This is a genomic window from Halomonas sp. Mc5H-6 (assembly GCF_024124705.1).
GTDB classification, from domain to species: Bacteria; Pseudomonadota; Gammaproteobacteria; order Pseudomonadales; family Halomonadaceae; genus Vreelandella; species Vreelandella subterranea.
In genome coordinates this window covers 152141-171025 of sequence record NZ_JAMXSI010000004.1, presented here as the reverse complement: position 1 = coordinate 171025, position 18885 = coordinate 152141, and the positions used below count along the sequence as shown (strand labels likewise).

Here is an 18885-nt window from a genome sequence, read left to right as displayed (position 1 = left end):
AGAGGCTGCGCCATGCTTGAACACGCCAGCGCTTCGGCGCCCCCCGACGACCGAGTGGACCCGCCGCGTCTTGTGGTCACCGACCTCGATGGCTCGCTGCTTGACCACCACAGCTATGACGCCTCCCCGGCAAAGGCCTGGCTGGCCCGATTAAAGCAGGCGAAGGTGCCGGTGATTCCCGTGACCAGCAAAACCCGTGCTGAACTGTTCCCCCTGCGTGAAGCGCTGGGGCTGACGATGACCCCGTTTGTGGCTGAAAATGGGGCTGTTATCGGCCTTCCGCCGGGGTGGTGTCATGCGCGGCTGGATCGGCCGGGCAACGGGCGTGACGGGATGGTCATCAAGCATCCAAGCGTCGATATTGGTTTTATTCGTGCCCGCCTTGACGTCTGGCGCAAGCGGCTCGGTGTGCGCTTTACCCCGATGAGCGAGCTTACCCTTGACGACTTGACCGGGCTGACCGGGCTCGACACTCACCAGGCACAGATGGCCCGCCAGCGTGAGGGTAGCGAGCCGTTGCTCTGGCACGATGATGACACCTCGCTTGAGACGTTTCGCCGCGCGCTGGAAGGTGATGGCCTGCAACTTACCCAGGGAGGCCGCTTTTATCACGTTATGGGGAGCGCATCCGACAAGGGGAGTGCGGTCACCTGGCTGGTCGGGCGATTCCGGGCGCTGCGCGGTCGTGAGCCGCTGTCCATCGGCTTGGGCGATGGTCCCAACGATGTGTCGATGTTAAACGCCGTCGATCAGGCGGTGGTGATCCGTGGTCACCATGATCTGAAGGTTGAACCCACTAATCCCCAGCTTTACCGAACGCGAGCCACTGGCCCAGATGGCTGGGTAGAAGGCATGTCTCACTGGTGGGGTAAGGCGTTTGCTCCGACCAACCCGCGTGATGCAAAGGAGGTAAACGCATGAGTGATTTCCATCAGAACGGCGTCATTATCGATTTTCATAACCTGACCCGCCGCCCGGTCGAGGCGCTGGAAAAAGAGCTATGCCAGTTTGCCCGGCGGCGGCCCATGGGGCTGATCCTGCCATCGTTGTTTTCAGAGCTGGAAGGCCCGGCACTCTCAGCCATTGTCGATGAGCTGGTCAAGGTGCCCTATCTCGGCGAGATCGTGATTGGCCTGGACCGGGCCGACCGCGAGCAGTTCTTATACGCGCGGGAGTTTTTCTCGCGCCTGCCGCAGCACACCCGTATCTTATGGAACGACGGGCCGCGCCTGCGTGCCCTGGACGCCGAGCTGGAGCAGCACGGGCTGGGCGCGTTAGAGCCTGGGAAAGGGCGCAACGTCTGGTATTGCGCGGGCTATGTGTTGGCCTCGGCGCGCTCGTCGGTAATTGGGTTACACGACTGCGATATTCTCACCTATGATCGCGGGCTGCTGGCGCGTCTGATGTACCCGGTCGCTCACCCACGTTTTAACTACAGTTTCTGCAAGGGCTATTACCCCCGCATTGCCGAGGGAAAGCTCAATGGGCGCGTATCGCGCCTGATGGTGACGCCGTTGCTAAGGGCGCTAAAAACCGTGTGCGGTCCGTTACCCTACCTTGATTACCTGGACAGCTTCCGCTACCCACTCTCGGGCGAGTTCGCCATGCGCAGCGACGTGCTCGAGGGAATACGCATCCCGGCGGACTGGGGGCTTGAAATTGGCGTTCTCTCCGAGCTCCAGCGCAATTACTCGCCGCGTCAGCTTTGCCAGGTCGACATCGCCGATGCCTATGATCACAAGCACCAGCCGGTCAGTGAAGACAACCCCGATGCCGGGTTGAACCGCATGAGTCTGGATATCGCCAAAGCCCTTTACCGTAAATTGGCCACTCAGGGGATTACGTTCAGCAGTGAAGATTTCCGCACCCTGAAAGCCACCTACTACCGGCTGGCGTTGGACTTGATTGAGGCCTATGACCACGACGCGACCATGAACGGTTTGAGTCTTGATCGGCATAGCGAAGAGCAGGCCGTTGAACTGTTCGCCAGCAACCTGCTGGAAGCGGGTAACCTGTTTTTGGATAACCCCCGCGAACGCCCCTTTATCCCCAGTTGGAACCGTGTCCAGGCAGCGGTGCCTGACCTGCTCATGCGCATGCACGAAGCGGTAGAGCTGGATAATCAGGGCGATGTTTGAGGCGGCTTTAGCCAATGTGCGAAGACTGGCTGGGCAGGCCATGTAAGGGGCTTGCCCAGCCGGAAAGGCTTTATTTAGCCATGGTGAGAGGAGGGAAGGGACGGTGTTGCCGAGGCTTGGTGGCCGGAAATTTGGAAATGCGCGACCCGCTGGCGTAGCTCAAAGCTGAGATCTGCCAGGCGTTGGGTGGCCCCGGTACTTTCTTGTACCAGCCCGGCATTTTGCTGGGTCATTTGATCCATCTGAGTGACGGCCTCGTTGACCTGCTCGATGCCGTAGCTTTGTTCCTTTGTAGCCGCCGAGATTTCTTTCACCAACGTATCAAGCTGCCGAATATTGTCGACGATACCGCTAATCACGCTGCCGGTGTCGCGCACCTGGCGGGTGCCTTGCGTGATATGAGCGTCAGAATTGTCAATCAGCGTTTTAATCTCTTGGGCTGCCGTCGCCGAGCGGCTGGCCAGTTGGCGGACTTCACTGGCGACCACGGCAAAGCCGCGTCCCTGTTCGCCAGCCCGAGCCGCTTCAACAGAAGCGTTAAGCGCCAATATATTGGTTTGAAACGCAATCGAGTCGATCGTTTCGATGATACCGCTCATTTGTTTCGCGCTATCGTTAATCGTCGACATGGTATCAATTACGGACTCCATCGCTTCGCTACCTTGCTGAGCACTGTCGGTGGTTTTGCTTGCCAGTTGGCTCGCGTGGTCAGCGTGTTCAGCGTTTTGTTTTACCGTTGCGGTCAGCTGTTCCATGCTGGAAGCTGTCTCGGCAAGTGACGCCGCTTGTTGCTCGGTACGCGTGGATAGCTCTTCGTTAACGCCGACGATCTGTTCAACAGAGGTGTTCACGTTATCCGCGCTCTGGTGAATGCTGCCGATGGTGTCTGATAGCGTTTCACGCATGCGGTCAATATCAAACAGCAGGCTTTGCTGGTCCCGGGCGGAGAGCTTTGTCGTGCGGGTCAAATCGCCGTCGGCAATATGCCGGACCACGCTGGCGGCGTAGCGGGGATCACCCCCTAAACGGCGGGACACATCACGAATCACCCAGCCCATCAGCAGCGTCACCGGCACCCCGATAATCAACAAAATGACGCCCGAGCGGATTAGGCTCGATACAAAAGCCGCATTGATATCATCGACATAAACGCCAGATGCCAGTGACCATCCCCATTCAGGCAAATGCGCCACATAGCTTAACTTGGGCACCTGCTCCTCGCCGCCCAAGCGAGTGGAGTAGTAACCTACGTGACCACCGCCTGCCTGCGCCATTTCAAGAAGATCGGCATACAGCCTCAGCCCGCTGGCATCCTGGTAGTCGCTCATGTCGGTACCGGCATCGCGGCTGGGGTGGGAGACAATGCGCAGGTCGTTATCAAACGCAAAGACATATTCACCGTCGCCAAACCGGACGTTGGCGATATTATCTATAGCGCGTTCCTGCGCTTCTTCAAGGCTCAACTCTCCAGCCTCAACCTTTGCCTGTAGCGCTTCAATCTGGCTGTGCACGCTTTCAATGACGTATTGCAGGCTGTCACGGCGTTCACTCTCGATGGTCTGTCGGTTTTCCCATGCCAACCAGCCCACCAGTAACAGCATGGCACTCCAGATAATGGCGAGCGTACCCCATAGTTTTTGCGTCGTTGTCATACGCTTCATAATGCTTCCTGATGATGTCGATAATATGTGTTATGTGTGAGAACCAGCCACGTAGTGTTTATCGACTCAGCCAGTAAAATCTTGACTGCCAAACTGGGTTGTCCAGTTAATAAATTTTATTGTTTACATGAAAAATATATATTAATTTATTCTGATTTATAAGGCTTATAAAAAGCCAGAGACAGCAATAGAGCCGCCTCTGGCTGATAGCATCGTCTGATGGGGGCGCTAAAAAGCGTAGCGTCAACCGGCGCGAGCGTGCGTTAGCGTGTCAAGCGCACTTCGCCGTATGCAGGCGCTGGTTTGGCAACTCAAACAGCGTAAGACGGCGCTTTGCTCACCCGTGCCTTCGAGGCGAAAGCGGGCCAGAAACGCTGAGGTGGGAGACTCGAAATTGCCGCAACGGCGGCAAATGATGTCAACACCGCGGACTTTGTAGTTGATGATGATAGGTTGCACGCTGACCTCCTACCCGTGGGTGTCGTTGGGTCACTCGTCACACAACCTGGTAGTGGCAAGTGGTGGACTATTAACCATAGGCCATGGTGGGGAGTTCGGTGAGCAAAAAAGTCATTTTTTTCGACTTTCATATCCTGGGTTAGATAAACCATTGGTCTTGAAGTGCATTGTGGGCGCCTAGCGCAGAGGAAGCGCATCAGGGAAGACCAAGCAGGATGCTTGATGGACTCAAGGACGCATGAACAGGACGTTCATGAAGAAGGATCAAGGAGGACCTGCTCAAACCCCAGCCCGCAATGGCTGGGGTTTTTTTGGTGCATGCCGTGATCAATCGGCTTTTTCAGCGTTTTCTTCGTCGTCGGGTTTGTCGCTACCCTGGTGGCCAAGGGGGCTTGCCTGGTCAAGACGTGGATGGTTATCGAGGAATTCACGCTTCAGGTCAGGCAGTTTATCCAGCGCTTTCAGTGTGTGGGTCAACGCATGGATGGCGGCCAATACGTCTTGGGTATTGCCGGTTTCCGAAATCGTGTGCATGTTGCGAATCGGGAAACCAATCGACGTGGCGGCACTGTCCACCGACGCCAAGACACCCGCCATCCCGTCGGTGCCCGTATCAACGCCGACCATGTCGCGCTGCATGGGGATGTCATTAGCTTTGGCCGCCTGGGCAATCACGCGGTTCAACTGTTCGCTGGCGACCGAGCCCACCGCCATGGTGAAGCCTTTGCCCATCTCCAACGGCTGCATGCGTTTGTCGCCGATGCCGGGAGCGGCCACGTAGTCGTGGTTCACATCGACGCCAATCAGCGCATCAGGTTTCATTTCGCCCGCCATGACGCGGCTGCCGAAACGGCCAATCTCTTCGTAGCTGGCAATCGCGAACAGTACGCGTACATTTTGGGTGCCGCCTGCCTCGGCGATCAGCTTGGCAACTTCAGCGGTCACAAAGCAGCCCAGGCCGTTATCCAGGTAGGCGCCATAGAAGGTGTTGGGGCTAAAACCTTCGCGAATAGGGCGATCAAAAATAATCGAGTCGCCGGGGCGCACGCCAAGATTGAGTACCTGCTGTTTCTTGTTTTCGCCGTGGATCTGCAGGTCCAGATAGATCTGTTCTTTCTTCAGCCCTTTGCTGCCATCGCGCATGGCGGGGTCGGAAAAATGAATCGCGCCCAGGGCTTCCACCGTGCCGCCTTCAATGCAGCGGTAGCTGCCGGGGGCTTCCGGGTCTTCGCTAAACAGCTTCACTTCATGGCCGATCAGTACGGTGGGCAAGAAGGAGTCGGTGTTGATCCAGATCTTGCCGTCTTCACCAATCGAGCGCACCTGCATGCGGATTTTATCCGCATGGCCGATGATCATGACCTTGAACATGTCATCCTGACCGGGATGGGTATCGAGCACGACGCCCGCATTGCCCTTGAACTGGTGCAGATGCCAGTCGCTCGGGGCAAAGCTTTCAAAATAGGGCTTTAACACGCCGTAGGTCATGGCGGCTTCCAGGCCCACGGGGCTTGGCGCCGCCAGGATATCGCGCATCAGTTTGAACTGCGCGTCGGGCATCGGCTGTGTCCAGGGTGTGGCGCTATCACTCATTAAGCTTTCTCCAGTTGAGGGATAATCAAGATGATCCAGTGTGACAGATTATGCCGCCATACGCGTCCTCGGTAGGCGACGTTTAGACGATGTCATGTTGGTGGGGTTCATCTTATGATGGCTTTAGTAAAGCCGCATATAAAAACCCAGCGTTCACGACGAGGATGTCGATATGGCCACCGTTACCCTTCGCTCTCAGCGCTTCAAGGTGCTGTTGGCGGGTGTTTTCAGTCAGTTGCTGTGTATCGGGGTGGCGCGCTTTGCATATACGCCGTTGCTGCCGGTGATGCAGCAGCAAAGCTGGATTGGCGACGCCGATGGCGGTTGGCTGGCGGCGCTCAATTACGCGGGCTATATGCTGGGCGCTGTGCTGGCGGCGTCGATTCGTCGTATTCATGTCAAAGATACGCTGTACCGTATTTGCTTGGTACTGGCCGTTCTCACCACGGCGGGTATGGCCTTGACCGAGCATTTCTGGCTTTGGGCGGGGCTGCGTTTTTTGGCGGGGTTTTCGAGCAGCGGCGCGATGCTGCTGGCCTCGGGGCTGATTCTTCACTGGTTGATTCAGCACCGCCAGCGTGGCGAGCTGGGCATTCATTTTGCCGGGCTTGGCCTTGGCATTGTCCTTGCGGCCGTCGCCGTTGAGCTGATGTTGGCGTTGTCGCTGGACTGGCAGGCGCAATGGTGGGGATTCAGTCTGCTTGGCGTAGTGTTGCTCGTACCCGCCTGGCGCTGGCTGCCCAGGCCACTGCCTGCCGTGCCCGGTACCTCGGGGGATAAAACCGCCGCCGCCAACCCACCCACCCGTACCTTTATGCGCTGGATGCTGGCCGCATATTTCTGTGCGGGTTATGGCTATGTGATCAGCGCTACTTTCATCGTCACGATTGTGGAGCGCGAACCGCTGTTGGCCGGTGCCGGTAACTGGACCTTTGCGTTGGTGAGCCTGGCGGCGGCCCCTGCGGTCATCCTGTGGGATCTTGTAGCGCGTCGTATCGGCTATTTGGGGGCACTGATACTGGCCATGAGTCTGCAGGTTATCGGCATTGTCCTGCCCGCCATGACGACGAATCTGGCGGCAGTGCTGCTCAGCGCAGTGCTTTATGGCGGCACCTTTCTGGGTTGTGTCAGCCTGGTACTGACCATGGCGGGGCGGCTGTATCCCGCCAGCCCCGCACGCTTGATGGGGCAAATGACCCTGGCCTACGGCGCCGCGCAGATTATCGCGCCGGCGCTGACAGGCATGTTGGCGGAGGCTTCAGGCCACTATAACGTTGGTCTCTGGCTGGCCGGTGGCTTCGTGGCTCTGGGCGCCCTGTTGTTTGCCTGGTTGCGGCGTGTCGACCAAACCGCGCAGCGGCTGGACGCCGAGGCCAAAGCCGCCGTGTATGCCTCGTAGTGACGTCTTGAATGTCGCCATGATGTGTTGAATGGCCGTGCGCGTCAGGATTTTTTGCGCATTCGTTGCCAAATCCTCTAGGATAAGCGCTTTTTTCCAACAGGGTGGTAGATCATGGCGTCTTCTGGGCAACCGCGCATCCAATGGTTAGGCCGCTGGGGCTTTATGCTGGCGGCGACGGGGTCGGCCGTTGGGTTAGGCAATATTTGGAAGTTTCCCTATATCACCGGGGAGTTTGGTGGGGGAGCCTTCGTGCTGGTCTATCTCGCCTGCATCCTGGCGGTTGGCGTGCCGGTCATGATGACCGAGATTGCCTTTGGGCGGCGCGGTCAGGGGAGCCCGGTCGATGCCATTCGCCGGGTGGTCAATGAGTCCGGTCGGTCTTCAGTATGGTCATTGATCGGCTGGATGGCGATGCTCTGTGGCTTCATGATTCTGTCGTTTTATGTCGTTGTGGCGGGCTGGTCGTTTTCCTATCTGTGGAAGATGCTGACCGGCGGCCTTTCGGGTAGCAGCGTTGACGATATGGCCGCAGTGTTTGGTGCCAATAACGCCAATCCCTGGAACCTGGGCTTCTGGAGCACCCTGGTCACGCTGCTGACCATGCTGATCGTCGGTAAAGGCGTGCAGGAGGGCATTGAAAAAAACGTCAGTTGGATGATGCCCGGGCTGGTGCTGATGCTGGCGCTGTTGATTGTGTTTGGGGTTTTTTCGGGCGGCTTTGGTCAGGCATTCAGTTTCCTGTTTTCTTTCAAGGCGGGCAGTCTTTCCAGTGAAGGCATGCTGGCCGCGCTGGGGCACGCGTTTTTCACCCTGTCACTGGCCTCCGGGGCCATCCTGACTTACGGCAGCTACCTGCCTAAAGGGACTTCCATCGGGCGCACCACGCTAAGCGTGGCGGTTGCCGATACCGTGGTGGCCTTGATGGCCGGACTGGCCATCTTTCCGGTGATTTTTGCCAACGGGATGGATCCCGCCGAAGGCCCAGGGCTTATCTTCATGAGCTTACCACTGGCGTTTCAAGCGATGCCGCTGGGGACACTGTTTGGCATTCTGTTTTTCCTGATGCTGTCGATGGCCGCACTGACCTCGGCGATTTCGATGGTCGAGGCGACGGTGTCCTGGCTATGTGATAACAAAGGTCTCTCGCGTAAAGCGGCCTCGTGGGGCACCGGCATCGTACTTTGGCTGATCAGTACCCTGGCGATGCTGTCGTTCAACCTGGGCGCCGACTGGACGCTGGCGGGCAAGAACTTCTTTGACTGGCTGGATTACCTGACCTCGCGCTTGATGATGCCGTTGGGCGGTTTGGGCACGGTCGTGCTGGCAGGCTTTGTGTTGAAGAGCGAGACGTTCCGCGATGAGCTGGGGCTTTCACCTCTGCCCTATGCGCTGTGGCTGACCATGGTGCGCTACGTTAGCCCGCTCGGTATCGTGGTGATTTTTATCAACGCGCTGGATATTTATCAGGTCTCCTTTGTCGCGCACTGGCCTTGGTTACTGGCGATTCTGGTCGTCATGGCGTGCTTGGGCGAAACGCTCAGCCCGCGGTTGCGTCATGTTCGGAGCCCCCGCTGAGTGCTATTACGGCTGCGATTGTTGCCGTCTTGCCCTGGCGTCGGCAATCGCGCCGGGGTGAGTGCCGACTTCAAGTAACTCATCCCAGCGCGTGGTATAGCGCTTCGAGCGATGGGCGCAGCGCAGTTGCCAGGGGGCTTCGTCATCGGTCATCCCGAAACGGATCGTGTCTTGCCCCATACGCTGGTTGATGGCGTCCACGGTGGCCATTAGCCGGGGATGGTGGCGGGCGGGGGCATCGAGTAGCGATAGCTGATGCTGTTGGGCGTCGACGAGATCCAGCAGCATCACGCCGGCTTTCATGAACCGATAGCCGGGGCGGTATATCTGCTCAAGACCCTGGCGGACGGCGTCGAGGATCACGCGTGTATCGTCGCTGGGGGTGGGTAACGCGACCAGGGTGTGGGGAAAGTACTGTGGCTGGTCACGGCGGTGGCGGTTGGTTTTCAGGAACAGCATCACCGAGCGCGCCAGGCTGTGCTGTTCGCGAAGTTTTGTGGCACTACGCTGGGCATGGCGGCGCAGTGCTTCGTGCACCTGCGTTTTTACCCCGGTGGGCTGACCAAAAGAGCGCGACGTCATGATGCGCTGGCGCGGTTGATCCACCGCGTTCATTGTCAGGCAGGGGGTGCCACGCAGTTCCAGGGCGGTGCGCGCCAGCACCACGGAAAAGCGTTTGCGCAGCTGTTTCTTATCGCACTCGCGTAAATCCAGGGCGCTATGGATGCCGTTAATGGCAAGCCGTTCGGCAAGCCGCCTGCCCACGCCCCATACCTCGCTGACCGGCGTTTGTCTCAGCAAGGCGGTGGTGCTGGCGTCGTTCCCGGCAAGCAGGCAAACGCCCTGGTAGTGTGGCTGCTTCTTGGCTGCATGGTTGGCGAGCTTGGCCAGGGTGTGGGTCGGTGCCAGCCCGATACATACCGGTAACCCAAGGCAACGCTGAATGTCTCGGCGTAGGCGATCGCCCAGGGCCTGGCACTGGTGCTCGCTCATGCCCTCCAGGTAGACAAACATTTCATCGATGGAGTAGGGGGCGATCTCAGGGCAAGCGTCGCGCAGCAGTTGGGCGAGCCGTGCCGACATGTCGCCATACAACTCATAGTTGGACGACAGCAGATGAATCTCGCCGCGCTGGCGGAGCCCCTCCAGTTTGAAGGCAGGGGTGCCCATGGGAATATCCATCGCTTTCATTTCCGCCGAGCGGGCGATTACGCAGCCGTCGTTGTTGGACATCACACCGACGGCTTTGCCCTCCAGATGGGGTTGGAAAACACGTTCGCAGCTGACGTAAAAGTTGTTGGCGTCGACCAGTCCGATCATGGCGGTGACATCATCGCAGGTATTCGTGAATGACCGCCCGGACAACACCCCATACCTGACAGTCGTTGTCTTCCAGAGGCAGCGGCGGATAATGGGGGTGCGCTGAGCACAAGTGCGGCGTGCCGCGATAGAGCGCGTAGCGCTTGATCAGTAGTTCGTCGTCGAACATGGCGACCAGAATATGCCCCAGGCGAGGGGAAAGGCTACGGTCAACCACCAGCAGGTCGCGATCGAAAATTCCCCAACCTTCCATGCTGTCACCGGTGGCGGTCAGGTAAAACGTGTGGGTGGGGTTCTTGATCAGCCGCACGTTGAGGTCCAGCGTGCGCGGTTCGTAATCCTGGGCGGGGGAAGGGAAGCCGCTAAACCCAGCGCGGCCGTGTAGCGGAGGAAAGGGCAGCGACTGATGCGTTAACGGCACGGCTGGCGCGATAGGCGATAACGGCTGCGTCATGGTCAGCCTCCTCACTGGCAAAATATGTATTTATATACAGTATTTGGCCATGGGGATAAAATTGCAAGAGCTGTTAGGAATATCCGTGAAGGCTTATCTTGCCAGCCAGAGGCCCACCACAATGGCGCTGGTCACAGCGATGAAAAAGACCCAGTTGCGCGTTCGGGTATCACGGTGGGGTTTCATAGAAGCCTCGTTAGCAGGAAAAGATGGACGTTGGTGAGTGTCAGTCATTTTGTACAGACAATGACGCTTGGCATGGTACCGTTTGTGCTTTATGCCGTCATCTTGCCGCCTAGGGCGGTTGGTTTGCTTAGGATAGGTTCATAATGTCTCAACCCACTTCAAGGCGTTATCCGCACTCCCTTTCCCTTGCCCACGGTCGTTTGGCGGCGCTGAGCTGGGGGCGCGAGGAGGCGCCCACTTGGCTGGGACTCCACGGCTGGCTCGATAATGCGGCAAGCTTTTCCCGGTTGGCGCCATTGCTGGTGGAAGCGCTGGATATTCGTATTGTGGCCATCGATTTCCGTGGTCATGGCTATTCGGCACACGCCCCGACGGGGCAGGATTACGCGCTGTGGGATTATTGCCATGACGTACTGGATGCCATGGAAGACCTGGCCATTGAGCGAGCGGTGTTGCTCGCCCATTCCATGGGCGCCGCGGTGGCCTGCTTATTGGCGGCTGCCTTGCCGGAGCGTATTGAGCGAATGACGCTGCTGGATGGTTTGGGTGCGCTCAATACCCCCGCCAGTGACACGGCAAGCCAGCTGCGCAAGGGGTTAATGGCGCATAGACGGCCCACTTCCCGGGCACCGCGTTACCCTGATCTGGCCACCGCGGTGGCGGCCCGTGTGGCCGGTGGTGTTACCCCGCTAGACACTATCACGGCCACGCCGCTGGTGGAGCGCAATGCCGATGTGGCGGCTGACGGGCACGTACAGATGCGCACCGACAGCCGCTTGTTGAAGCCATCGCTGGTACGCTTTACGCCTTCCCAGGTGTTAGCGCTACTGGCCGATATCCAGGCATCGGTGCTATTGATAGAAGGTGAGGAGGGCATCTTAGGCGAGCGCGACTGGGCGGGAAAAGCCCGCCAGGCGGTACCCCACTTAACACGCCATGTACTGGCAGGCGGTCATCACCTGCACCTTGAACCCCAGGCGGTGTCCCGCGTTGCCGAGGTGGTTGCGCAATCTATCAATGAAACGTCGGGATCAGTCGTAGGAAGCGAGCAATGAACGAACCGAACCTGGCCGATGGCAGTGTATCGAACGGCAATAACGGTAATAACGGCAATAAAGTGGCGCTGGTTCTGGGTAGCGGCGGCGCCCGGGGCTACGCGCACATCGGTGTGATTGAGGCGTTGGAAGCCCGGGGGTACGAGATCATCTCGATTGCCGGGTGCTCCATGGGCGCGCTGATAGGCGGTATTTATGCGTCGGGCAAACTTCCCGAATACCGTGAATGGGTGTGTAACCTGGACTATCTGGATGTGCTCAAGCTGGTCGATGTGACCTGGAGCCCGATGGGCGCCATGCGTGCCAGCAAGATCATGAGCAAGCTGGAAGGGCTGGTGGGCGATACATTGATGGAAGACCTGCCGATTCCGGTAACCACCGTGGCCACTGACCTGGTACGTCAGCGCGAGGTATGGTTTCAAAACGGCCCGCTGCTGCGCGCGATACGGGCATCGATCGCCGTGCCCGGCGTGATTACCCCTGTGCATCTGGGAGGGCAGGTACTGGTCGACGGTGGCCTGCTGAATCCGCTGCCCATGATGCCCATACTCGCCGCCCACGAGGCAGATTTTGTGGTGGCGGTGAACGTGACTGCCCACAGCCCGCAGCCGGTGTCTTTGGAGGCACTGCTTCCCAAGGATGAGGATAACGACAGCCGCACCACCCGGGAGCGTGACCGCGATGCCAATATCGGTGGCTGGATGGACGAAGTGCGGGCTACCACGCGGCGGCTATGGAGCGAACTGGGCAGCAGTAGCGAAGAGGGTGAGGTGGATGAGACGCTGGACCTTCGCGGCAAGCGGGAATGGGGCAAGCTGGATATGATCCTCGAATCGTTCGATATTACCCAGGCGGCGCTGGCGAAATATAAAATTGCCGGTTACCCGCCAGATATTCTCATCGAAGTTCCCAAAACGGTGTGCAGTACCTACGAGTTTCACCGCGCCAGGGATCTGATCCGCCTGGGCCGTCATCTGGCCGATGACGCCCTGGCACGACGGATGCCCGACACGGCATCGGATGCGTAAGCGTAGAGGGCCTACTGGCCGCGTTTGCGTAGCAGGATGTAGACCGCGCCGGTGCCGCCGTCGATCTCAATGGCAGAGCAGAACGCCAGGACGCCGGGCCACTCGCGCAGCCAGGCGTTGGTGTGGCTTTTCAGTACTGGAAAATCAGCCGTTGTGCCCCAGGCCTTACCGTGGACGACCAGCACGCAGCGAAGCCCTTGAGCAGTTGCATCCCGCAGAAAGCTCTCAAGTTCCAGCCGGGCTTCTTCAAGGGTGTAGCCATGCAAGTCGAGGCCGGCCTGCCAGGCCATCTGGCCACGTTTGAGCTGGCTGAAGGTACGCCAGGGCAAATCGGCGACGCTGAATTCCAGATACTCGGAAGGGCGCACCGCCTCGACCCGGCCATCAGAGGTGCGGCCGGTGGTTGCGAAGGTATTGCTTTCCACCGCCGCCAGCCGCCTGGCCTGCTGGGCATCATCGTTGCGCTTGGGTTTGCCGGGGTCGGCCTGGTTGGTGGCCATGCGACGCACGCCCGCGGCTTTCAGCGCTTGGCGGAAAGCACTGATATCGTCATCATCGGGCAGGTGGCGGCGTCGTGTCATGACAGGCTCAAATGGCAAATGGGCAAAACGGAGAACAGGCGCACAGTATAGCGAGATGCGCGCTGCTGTGAACCGGGCAGCGTCAAAGGTACAATCTTTTCTTTTGCCATGCCGTCTTCCTAAGAGATGGCCGCTTTTGTTGACCAGGAGCCGATGTGACCCAGCCTCTCAACGCCGAGACTTCGCCTTCCTCCCTCACCCTGCCGGATACGGCGCTGGTGAGCGAGCTTATAACCTTGCGTGACTACCTGCGCTGGGTATCCAGCGAGTTCTATCTGGCGGGGCTCTATTATGGCCATGGCACCGAGTCGGCATGGGACGAAGCCGTTGCGCTGTGTTTGGGGGCACTGCATTTGCCCTGGAATGTCGACCCAGGGGTACAGGATGCACGTTTGTTGCCGATGGAGCGCGAGCGTATTGTGACCCTGACCCGTGAGCGAATCACCACGCGCCGACCGCTACCTTACCTGCTGGGAGAAGCTTTCTTCGCCGGTTATCCGTTTGACGTTGACGAACGCGTGCTGATTCCGCGCTCGCCGATGGCGGAATTGATAGAGGATGGCTTTGCTGCCTGGTTTCCCGAAGAGCCGCCCGAACGGGTGCTGGATTTGTGCACCGGCTCCGGCTGTATCGGCATTGCCACCGCGCTTTATTTGCCCACCTGCGAGGTGACGCTGGCCGATATCAGCCAGGAGGCGCTCGCCGTGGCGCGCCAGAATATCACCCGCCATGATGTCGGCGAGCGCGTACGCGCGGTGGAAGCCGATGTGTTCAGCGGGCTGGAGGGCCAGCGTTTTGATGTCATTATTTCGAACCCGCCCTATGTCGACAAGCGTGATCTGGCCACCATGCCCGCCGAATTCCGCCACGAGCCTGCCCTTGCGCTCGGCGCGGGCAGCGACGGTCTGGATATCGTGCGACGCATCCTGCGCGAAGCACGCGCACACCTGACCGATGAAGGGTGGCTGATTGTCGAGGTGGGTAACTCAGACCGCCACGTGGAGGCTGCCTTTCCCAAGGTGGCGTTCATGTGGCTTGAATTCGAGCGTGGCGGCCAGGGCGTCTTTGCCCTGAGCGCCGCTGAACTCGACGCCCATGCGGCGTCTTTTGCGTGAGGAGCTAAGGCTCATGTCCGGCAATACATTTGGCAAACTATTTACCGTCACCACCTTCGGGGAAAGCCACGGCCCGGCGCTAGGCGCGATCGTCGATGGCTGCCCGCCGGGGCTGCCGCTATCCGAGGCGGATTTACAGCACGACCTGGACCGCCGCCGCCCTGGCAGCTCGCGGTATACCACCCAGCGCCAGGAAGCGGATCAGGTGAAAATCCTGTCGGGGGTCTTCGAAGGTAAAACGACCGGAACCTCGATAGGCTTGCTCATAGAGAACACCGATCAACGCTCGAAAGATTATTCAAAAATCAAGGATCAGTTTCGCCCCGCCCACGCGGACTACACCTACCACCACAAGTATGGTCACCGTGACTATCGTGGCGGCGGGCGCTCGAGCGCCCGGGAAACCGCGGTACGCGTGGCTGCGGGCGCCATCGCCAAGCAGTACCTGGCGGCTCAGGGCGTGCAGGTGCGTGGCTACATGAGCCAGCTTGGCCCGATCAGGATCGATTTCCACTCCTGGGATGCCGTCGGACAGAACGCGTTTTTCTGCCCCGATCCCGCCAGAGTGCCCGAGCTTGAAGACTACATGGATCAACTGCGCCGTGATCAGGATTCCGTCGGCGCGGAGATCACCGTGGTGGCCGAGGGCGTGCCGGTTGGGCTGGGTGAGCCGGTATTTGATCGCCTGGATGCTGATCTGGCGCATGGTTTGATGAGTATCAATGCGGTAAAAGGGATTGAGATTGGCGCCGGGTTTGGCTGCGTTGATCAACGGGGCAGTGAGCATCGCGACGAGATGACGCCGGAGGGCTTTTTGTCCAATCACGCCGGTGGGGTGCTGGGCGGGATTTCCAGCGGCCAGCCCATTGTGGCCCGCCTGGCGCTAAAGCCGACGTCAAGCATCACCACGCCGGGGCGCTCGATCGACGTCAACGGCAACGCCGTCGAGGTGGTGACCAAAGGCCGTCACGACCCTTGCGTGGGTATTCGCGCAACGCCCATCGCGGAAGCGATGATGGCGATCACGCTGATGGACCACTGGCTACGGCAGCGAGGGCAAAACGGTGAGGTAAGCGTTGATACGCCACGGCTAACCCAACGCTAGCGGCAAGGTGTCCTTCGTATATCGCTGCTACACTTGAATAAAACAAGATTGGTTAATAAAGCAGGAGCCGCCGATGAAGATTAACGTTGAGTTCGATCTCACCCCCGATGAGTTTCGCCAGGCGTTGGGGTTGCCTGACGTTGAAGCGTTCCAGCAACATTTGCTTGATAACATTCAGCGGCAAATGGAGTCCGGCGTTGAAGGGTATGACCCCATGAGCCTGATGCGGCCCTTCCTGCAGCAACCCATGATGCAGCAGGGCCTTTCTCAGGGGTTGTCCAACTTCGGCACCTATCAGCAGATGATGCTGGATATGTTGAAGCAGGCCGGGAACGCCAGTACCAGTAGTAGCGGCGCTGCCGAAGAGAACAAAACTCAAAAAAGTAGCACGACAAGTACCAAGAGCACCGATGCCAATGCCAAGGCAACGGCATCTTCCCGTTCACGGGCAAAACGGAAAGCGGAGTGAACGGAAAGCAGTGCGATCTATGAGGGTAATGTCGCCAGGGCACGACCAAAGCGGTAGAAGCCGTTTTCGTCTAGGTAGTTGCAACACACCCTGTCAAGGATTACTCTTTTTGCAGTGCAGCAATTTGCGTTTGTGTGAGTCACTCTCGGCTCATGCCAAGGAACGAAAAGAGGATTAGACACCATGCAAGATAAAATGATGGACGCCTTCAACGCCCAAACCCGCCAGATGTTTGAGCCGATGCGCAAGATTAACTCGCTGATGCTCAACAACATGGAAAAAATGACCCAATATCAGCTGGAGGCGATGAAGCGCTACAGCCAGATGGGCACCGAACGCCTGCGTAACGCCACCGACATCCAGGATGCTGAAAGCCTGCGCGATTTCGGCACGCAGCAAGCAGCCATGATGAACGAGCTGTCGCAGCAAATGCAGGAAGACGCTCGCGTGATGAGCGAGATGAGCCTTGAATTCAAGGCAGAAATGGAAAAACTGTTTGGTGAAGCAGGCAAGCAAATGGCCGACCAGGCCAGCGCCGCGGCCAAAGGTGAGCAGCCCTCCGCCAAGGGTGAGCAGCCCGCGAAAGCGAGCAGCCAATCATCGCGTAAAAGCTGATTGACCCGATTGATCGCGGCGCCCAAGGGCGCCGCGCCTATTTTGAGCCTTTGATTACCTGCCATCATACGGGTTGCGTATGGATTGCGCGCCGGTAGAGGAGAATGAAGATGTCAGCAGAGTGGGAATTACCGCCCCATGGCCTGTCTCAAGAAGAGCTGGACGCCTGGAACGCTCAGCTAAAAGATATTGGTGAGCAGTATCAAGGTCTCATGCAGGATCTGTTATCGCGCATTGCGCCTAGCGAAGCGGCCGACTCCGTGTATAGCGATATGCGGGAAAGCTTTGAAGCCGGGGCGCAATCATTAATGCAGAACCCGACGCTATTATGGCAGACCCAGGCACGCCTGCTGCAGGACCAGTGGCTGCTATGGCAGCAGGGCATGCGGGCGATGGCCGGTGAAGAGGTATCGCCATTGGTCACGCCGGAGAAAGGTGACCGGCGGTTCAAGGACGAGGCCTGGACCCGGGAACCCCACTTCATGGCCATCATGCAGCAGTATCTGCTGTTTTCCCAGATGGTGGACGAGCTGGTGGATAGCTTGAGCGGCATGGATGAAAGCCATAAGCGCAACCTGGCCTTTTACGCCCGCCAGGTGGTCAACGCCATGTCGCCGACCAACTTTGTATCGACGAACCCCGAGGTCATGCGCCGCACGCTGGAAACCAAGGGACAGAATCTGGTGGAAGGTCTTGAGCGGCTGCGCGAAGACCTGGCCAATTCCGCCGAAGGCATCAACGTCCGCATGACCGACCGCAGCGCCTTTGGCGTGGGCGAGAACATTGCCGTTACCCCGGGAGCGGTGGTGTATGAAAATGAATTGATGCAGCTGATCCAGTACACGCCCACCACCGAAAAAACCTATAAAACACCGTTGCTGGTCGTGCCGCCGTGGATAAACAAGTACTACGTGCTTGATCTGCGCCAGGAAAACTCGATGATGAAATGGCTGGTCGACCAGGGGCATACCGTGTTCCTGATCTCCTGGCGCAACCCTGGGCCGGAACAGCGCGACATTACCTGGGCTGACTACATGCAGCTGGGCCCGATCACCGCCATGGAAGCGATCGAAAAAGCCTGCGGCGAAAAGTCGGTCAATCTGTTGAGTTATTGCGTTGGCGGCACGCTTGCGGCATCGACCGTGGCCTATCTCACCAGCACGCGGCGAGGTCGCAAGGTCAAATCGGTGACCTACATGGCCACCTTGCAGGATTTCCGTGATCCCGGCGATATCGGCGTATTCCTCAATGAACGCGTCGTAGAGGGCATTGAAGAGAACATGCAGTTGAAAGGTTATCTAGACGGGCGCTCGATGGCCTATACCTTTAACCTGCTGCGTGAAAACGATCTTTTCTGGTCGTTCTACATCAATAATTATCTGAAAGGTGAAACCCCGGCCGCCTTCGACCTGCTCTACTGGAACACGGACGGCACCAATCTGCCTGCCGGCACCCATGCCTGGTACCTGCGGCACATGTACCTGGAGAACAAGCTGGTCGAGTCCGGTGGTATCGAACTGGACGGAGTGAAGATCGATCTCAGGAAGATATCGGCGCCCAGCTATTTTGTGTCGGCCAAGGAAGACCATATCGCCAAGTGGAACAGCTCCTACTACGGTGCGCTGTTGCCCAAAGGGCCAGCCACCTTTGTGCTGGGTGGCTCGGGGCATATTGCCGGTATCGTCAACCCGCCGCATAAGCAAAAATATGGCTACTGGACGAACGATCAACTGCCTGAAAGCCATGACGCCTGGTTTGAGGGGGCGACCTTCAATGAAGGGTCGTGGTGGCCCCATTGGCAGGCCTGGATCACCGAAAATGGCTACGCGGACCCGGATCCGAAAAAAATGGTCGCCGCGCGTCAGCCGGGCGAGGGTGAGTTGAGCGTGATCGAGCCCGCCCCCGGGCGTTATGTCAAGACCACGATTCCTGAGGTGTTGGGCGAAATACCTGAGTAGTCTACCGGTACGCCTATTAAATCAAGCGCCCTGCCCATCGGCAGGGCGTTTTTCATTGGGGCAGCCGTCGACTGACATGATGTCGCAGTCGGGTTGCACAAAGCCGCGATCCCGCTATGGTAACGATGCGTCAAAAGCGTGTCGTCACCAGGCGGCGGCGGTGTCTTGCGT

16 protein-coding genes are annotated in these 18885 nt (G+C 58.6%); 11 read left to right on the top strand and 5 right to left on the bottom strand.

The window, feature by feature from the left end:
* The first annotated feature begins 12 nt into the window (after positions 1-12).
* Positions 13-921 carry an HAD-IIB family hydrolase gene (locus tag NH395_RS08240; RefSeq protein ID WP_253023913.1) on the top strand — a complete coding sequence of 303 codons (909 nt, stop codon included), beginning with the start codon at positions 13-15 and terminating at the stop codon, positions 919-921.
* Complete coding sequence (locus NH395_RS08235; RefSeq protein WP_253023911.1) at positions 918-2138, top strand: glycosyl transferase; 1221 nt, start codon at positions 918-920, stop codon at positions 2136-2138. Before NH395_RS08240 ends, NH395_RS08235 begins: the two co-directional genes overlap by 4 nt.
* Positions 2139-2212: 74 nt before the next feature.
* Here the strand turns inward: NH395_RS08235 and NH395_RS08230 are convergent, their stop codons facing one another.
* Together NH395_RS08230 and NH395_RS08225 are read right to left on the bottom strand one after the other, a co-directional pair.
* On the bottom strand, positions 2213-3799 hold the full coding sequence (locus NH395_RS08230) for a methyl-accepting chemotaxis protein (protein ID WP_253023909.1): 1587 nt from the start codon (positions 3797-3799) through the stop codon (positions 2213-2215).
* A 786-nt stretch (positions 3800-4585) separates the two neighbouring features.
* Positions 4586-5851 (bottom strand): M20/M25/M40 family metallo-hydrolase, encoded by a 1266-nt coding sequence (locus NH395_RS08225; RefSeq protein ID WP_253023907.1) that lies wholly within the window; start codon positions 5849-5851, stop codon positions 4586-4588.
* 172 nt (positions 5852-6023) lie between these two features.
* On the opposite strand from NH395_RS08225, the gene NH395_RS08220 reads away from it, so the two are divergent.
* Positions 6024-7250 carry a YbfB/YjiJ family MFS transporter gene (locus NH395_RS08220; RefSeq protein ID WP_253023905.1) on the top strand — a complete coding sequence of 409 codons (1227 nt, stop codon included), beginning with the start codon at positions 6024-6026 and terminating at the stop codon, positions 7248-7250.
* A 114-nt stretch (positions 7251-7364) separates the two neighbouring features.
* Positions 7365-8828: a sodium-dependent transporter gene (locus NH395_RS08215; RefSeq protein ID WP_253023903.1), complete on the top strand. Its 1464-nt coding sequence runs from the start codon at positions 7365-7367 to the stop codon at positions 8826-8828.
* Between the two features lie 6 nt (positions 8829-8834).
* On the opposite strand, the gene NH395_RS08210 is transcribed toward NH395_RS08215, so the two are convergent.
* Together NH395_RS08210 and NH395_RS08205 are read right to left on the bottom strand one after the other, a co-directional pair.
* Positions 8835-10148 (bottom strand): Y-family DNA polymerase, encoded by a 1314-nt coding sequence (locus NH395_RS08210; protein ID WP_253023901.1) that lies wholly within the window; start codon positions 10146-10148, stop codon positions 8835-8837.
* Between the two features lie 10 nt (positions 10149-10158).
* Positions 10159-10602: a S24 family peptidase gene (locus NH395_RS08205; protein WP_253023899.1), complete on the bottom strand. Its 444-nt coding sequence runs from the start codon at positions 10600-10602 to the stop codon at positions 10159-10161.
* A gap of 329 nt (positions 10603-10931) precedes the next feature.
* Between NH395_RS08205 and NH395_RS08200 the strand changes: the two genes are divergently transcribed.
* Together NH395_RS08200 and NH395_RS08195 are read left to right on the top strand one after the other, a co-directional pair.
* Complete coding sequence (locus NH395_RS08200) at positions 10932-11843, top strand: alpha/beta fold hydrolase (protein ID WP_253023897.1); 912 nt, start codon at positions 10932-10934, stop codon at positions 11841-11843.
* The gene (locus NH395_RS08195; protein WP_253023895.1) at positions 11840-12871 is read left to right on the top strand and encodes a patatin-like phospholipase family protein; all 1032 of its coding nucleotides are present in this window, start codon (positions 11840-11842) and stop codon (positions 12869-12871) included. The genes NH395_RS08200 and NH395_RS08195 overlap by 4 nt, the downstream gene beginning before the upstream one ends.
* A gap of 11 nt (positions 12872-12882) precedes the next feature.
* On the opposite strand, the gene NH395_RS08190 is transcribed toward NH395_RS08195, so the two are convergent.
* Positions 12883-13452, bottom strand: coding sequence for a Smr/MutS family protein (locus NH395_RS08190; RefSeq protein ID WP_253023893.1), 570 nt, complete (start codon positions 13450-13452; stop codon positions 12883-12885).
* Between the two features lie 155 nt (positions 13453-13607).
* Here NH395_RS08190 and prmB point away from each other — a divergent pair, with 155 nt between their 5' ends.
* The 5 genes from prmB to phaC all read left to right on the top strand — a co-directional run bounded on the left by prmB (position 13608) and on the right by phaC (position 18714).
* A complete protein-coding gene (gene prmB, locus NH395_RS08185; protein ID WP_253023891.1) occupies positions 13608-14567 on the top strand; it encodes a 50S ribosomal protein L3 N(5)-glutamine methyltransferase in 960 nt (319 codons plus the stop codon).
* 13 nt (positions 14568-14580) lie between these two features.
* Positions 14581-15672 (top strand): chorismate synthase, encoded by a 1092-nt coding sequence (gene aroC, locus NH395_RS08180; protein WP_253023889.1) that lies wholly within the window; start codon positions 14581-14583, stop codon positions 15670-15672.
* A 73-nt stretch (positions 15673-15745) separates the two neighbouring features.
* Complete coding sequence (locus NH395_RS08175; RefSeq protein ID WP_253023887.1) at positions 15746-16141, top strand: hypothetical protein; 396 nt, start codon at positions 15746-15748, stop codon at positions 16139-16141.
* Positions 16142-16324: 183 nt separating this feature from the next.
* Positions 16325-16756: a phasin family protein gene (locus NH395_RS08170; protein WP_092827958.1), complete on the top strand. Its 432-nt coding sequence runs from the start codon at positions 16325-16327 to the stop codon at positions 16754-16756.
* Between the two features lie 110 nt (positions 16757-16866).
* A complete protein-coding gene (gene phaC / locus NH395_RS08165; protein ID WP_253023886.1) occupies positions 16867-18714 on the top strand; it encodes a class I poly(R)-hydroxyalkanoic acid synthase in 1848 nt (615 codons plus the stop codon).
* The last annotated feature ends 171 nt before the right edge of the window (positions 18715-18885 follow it).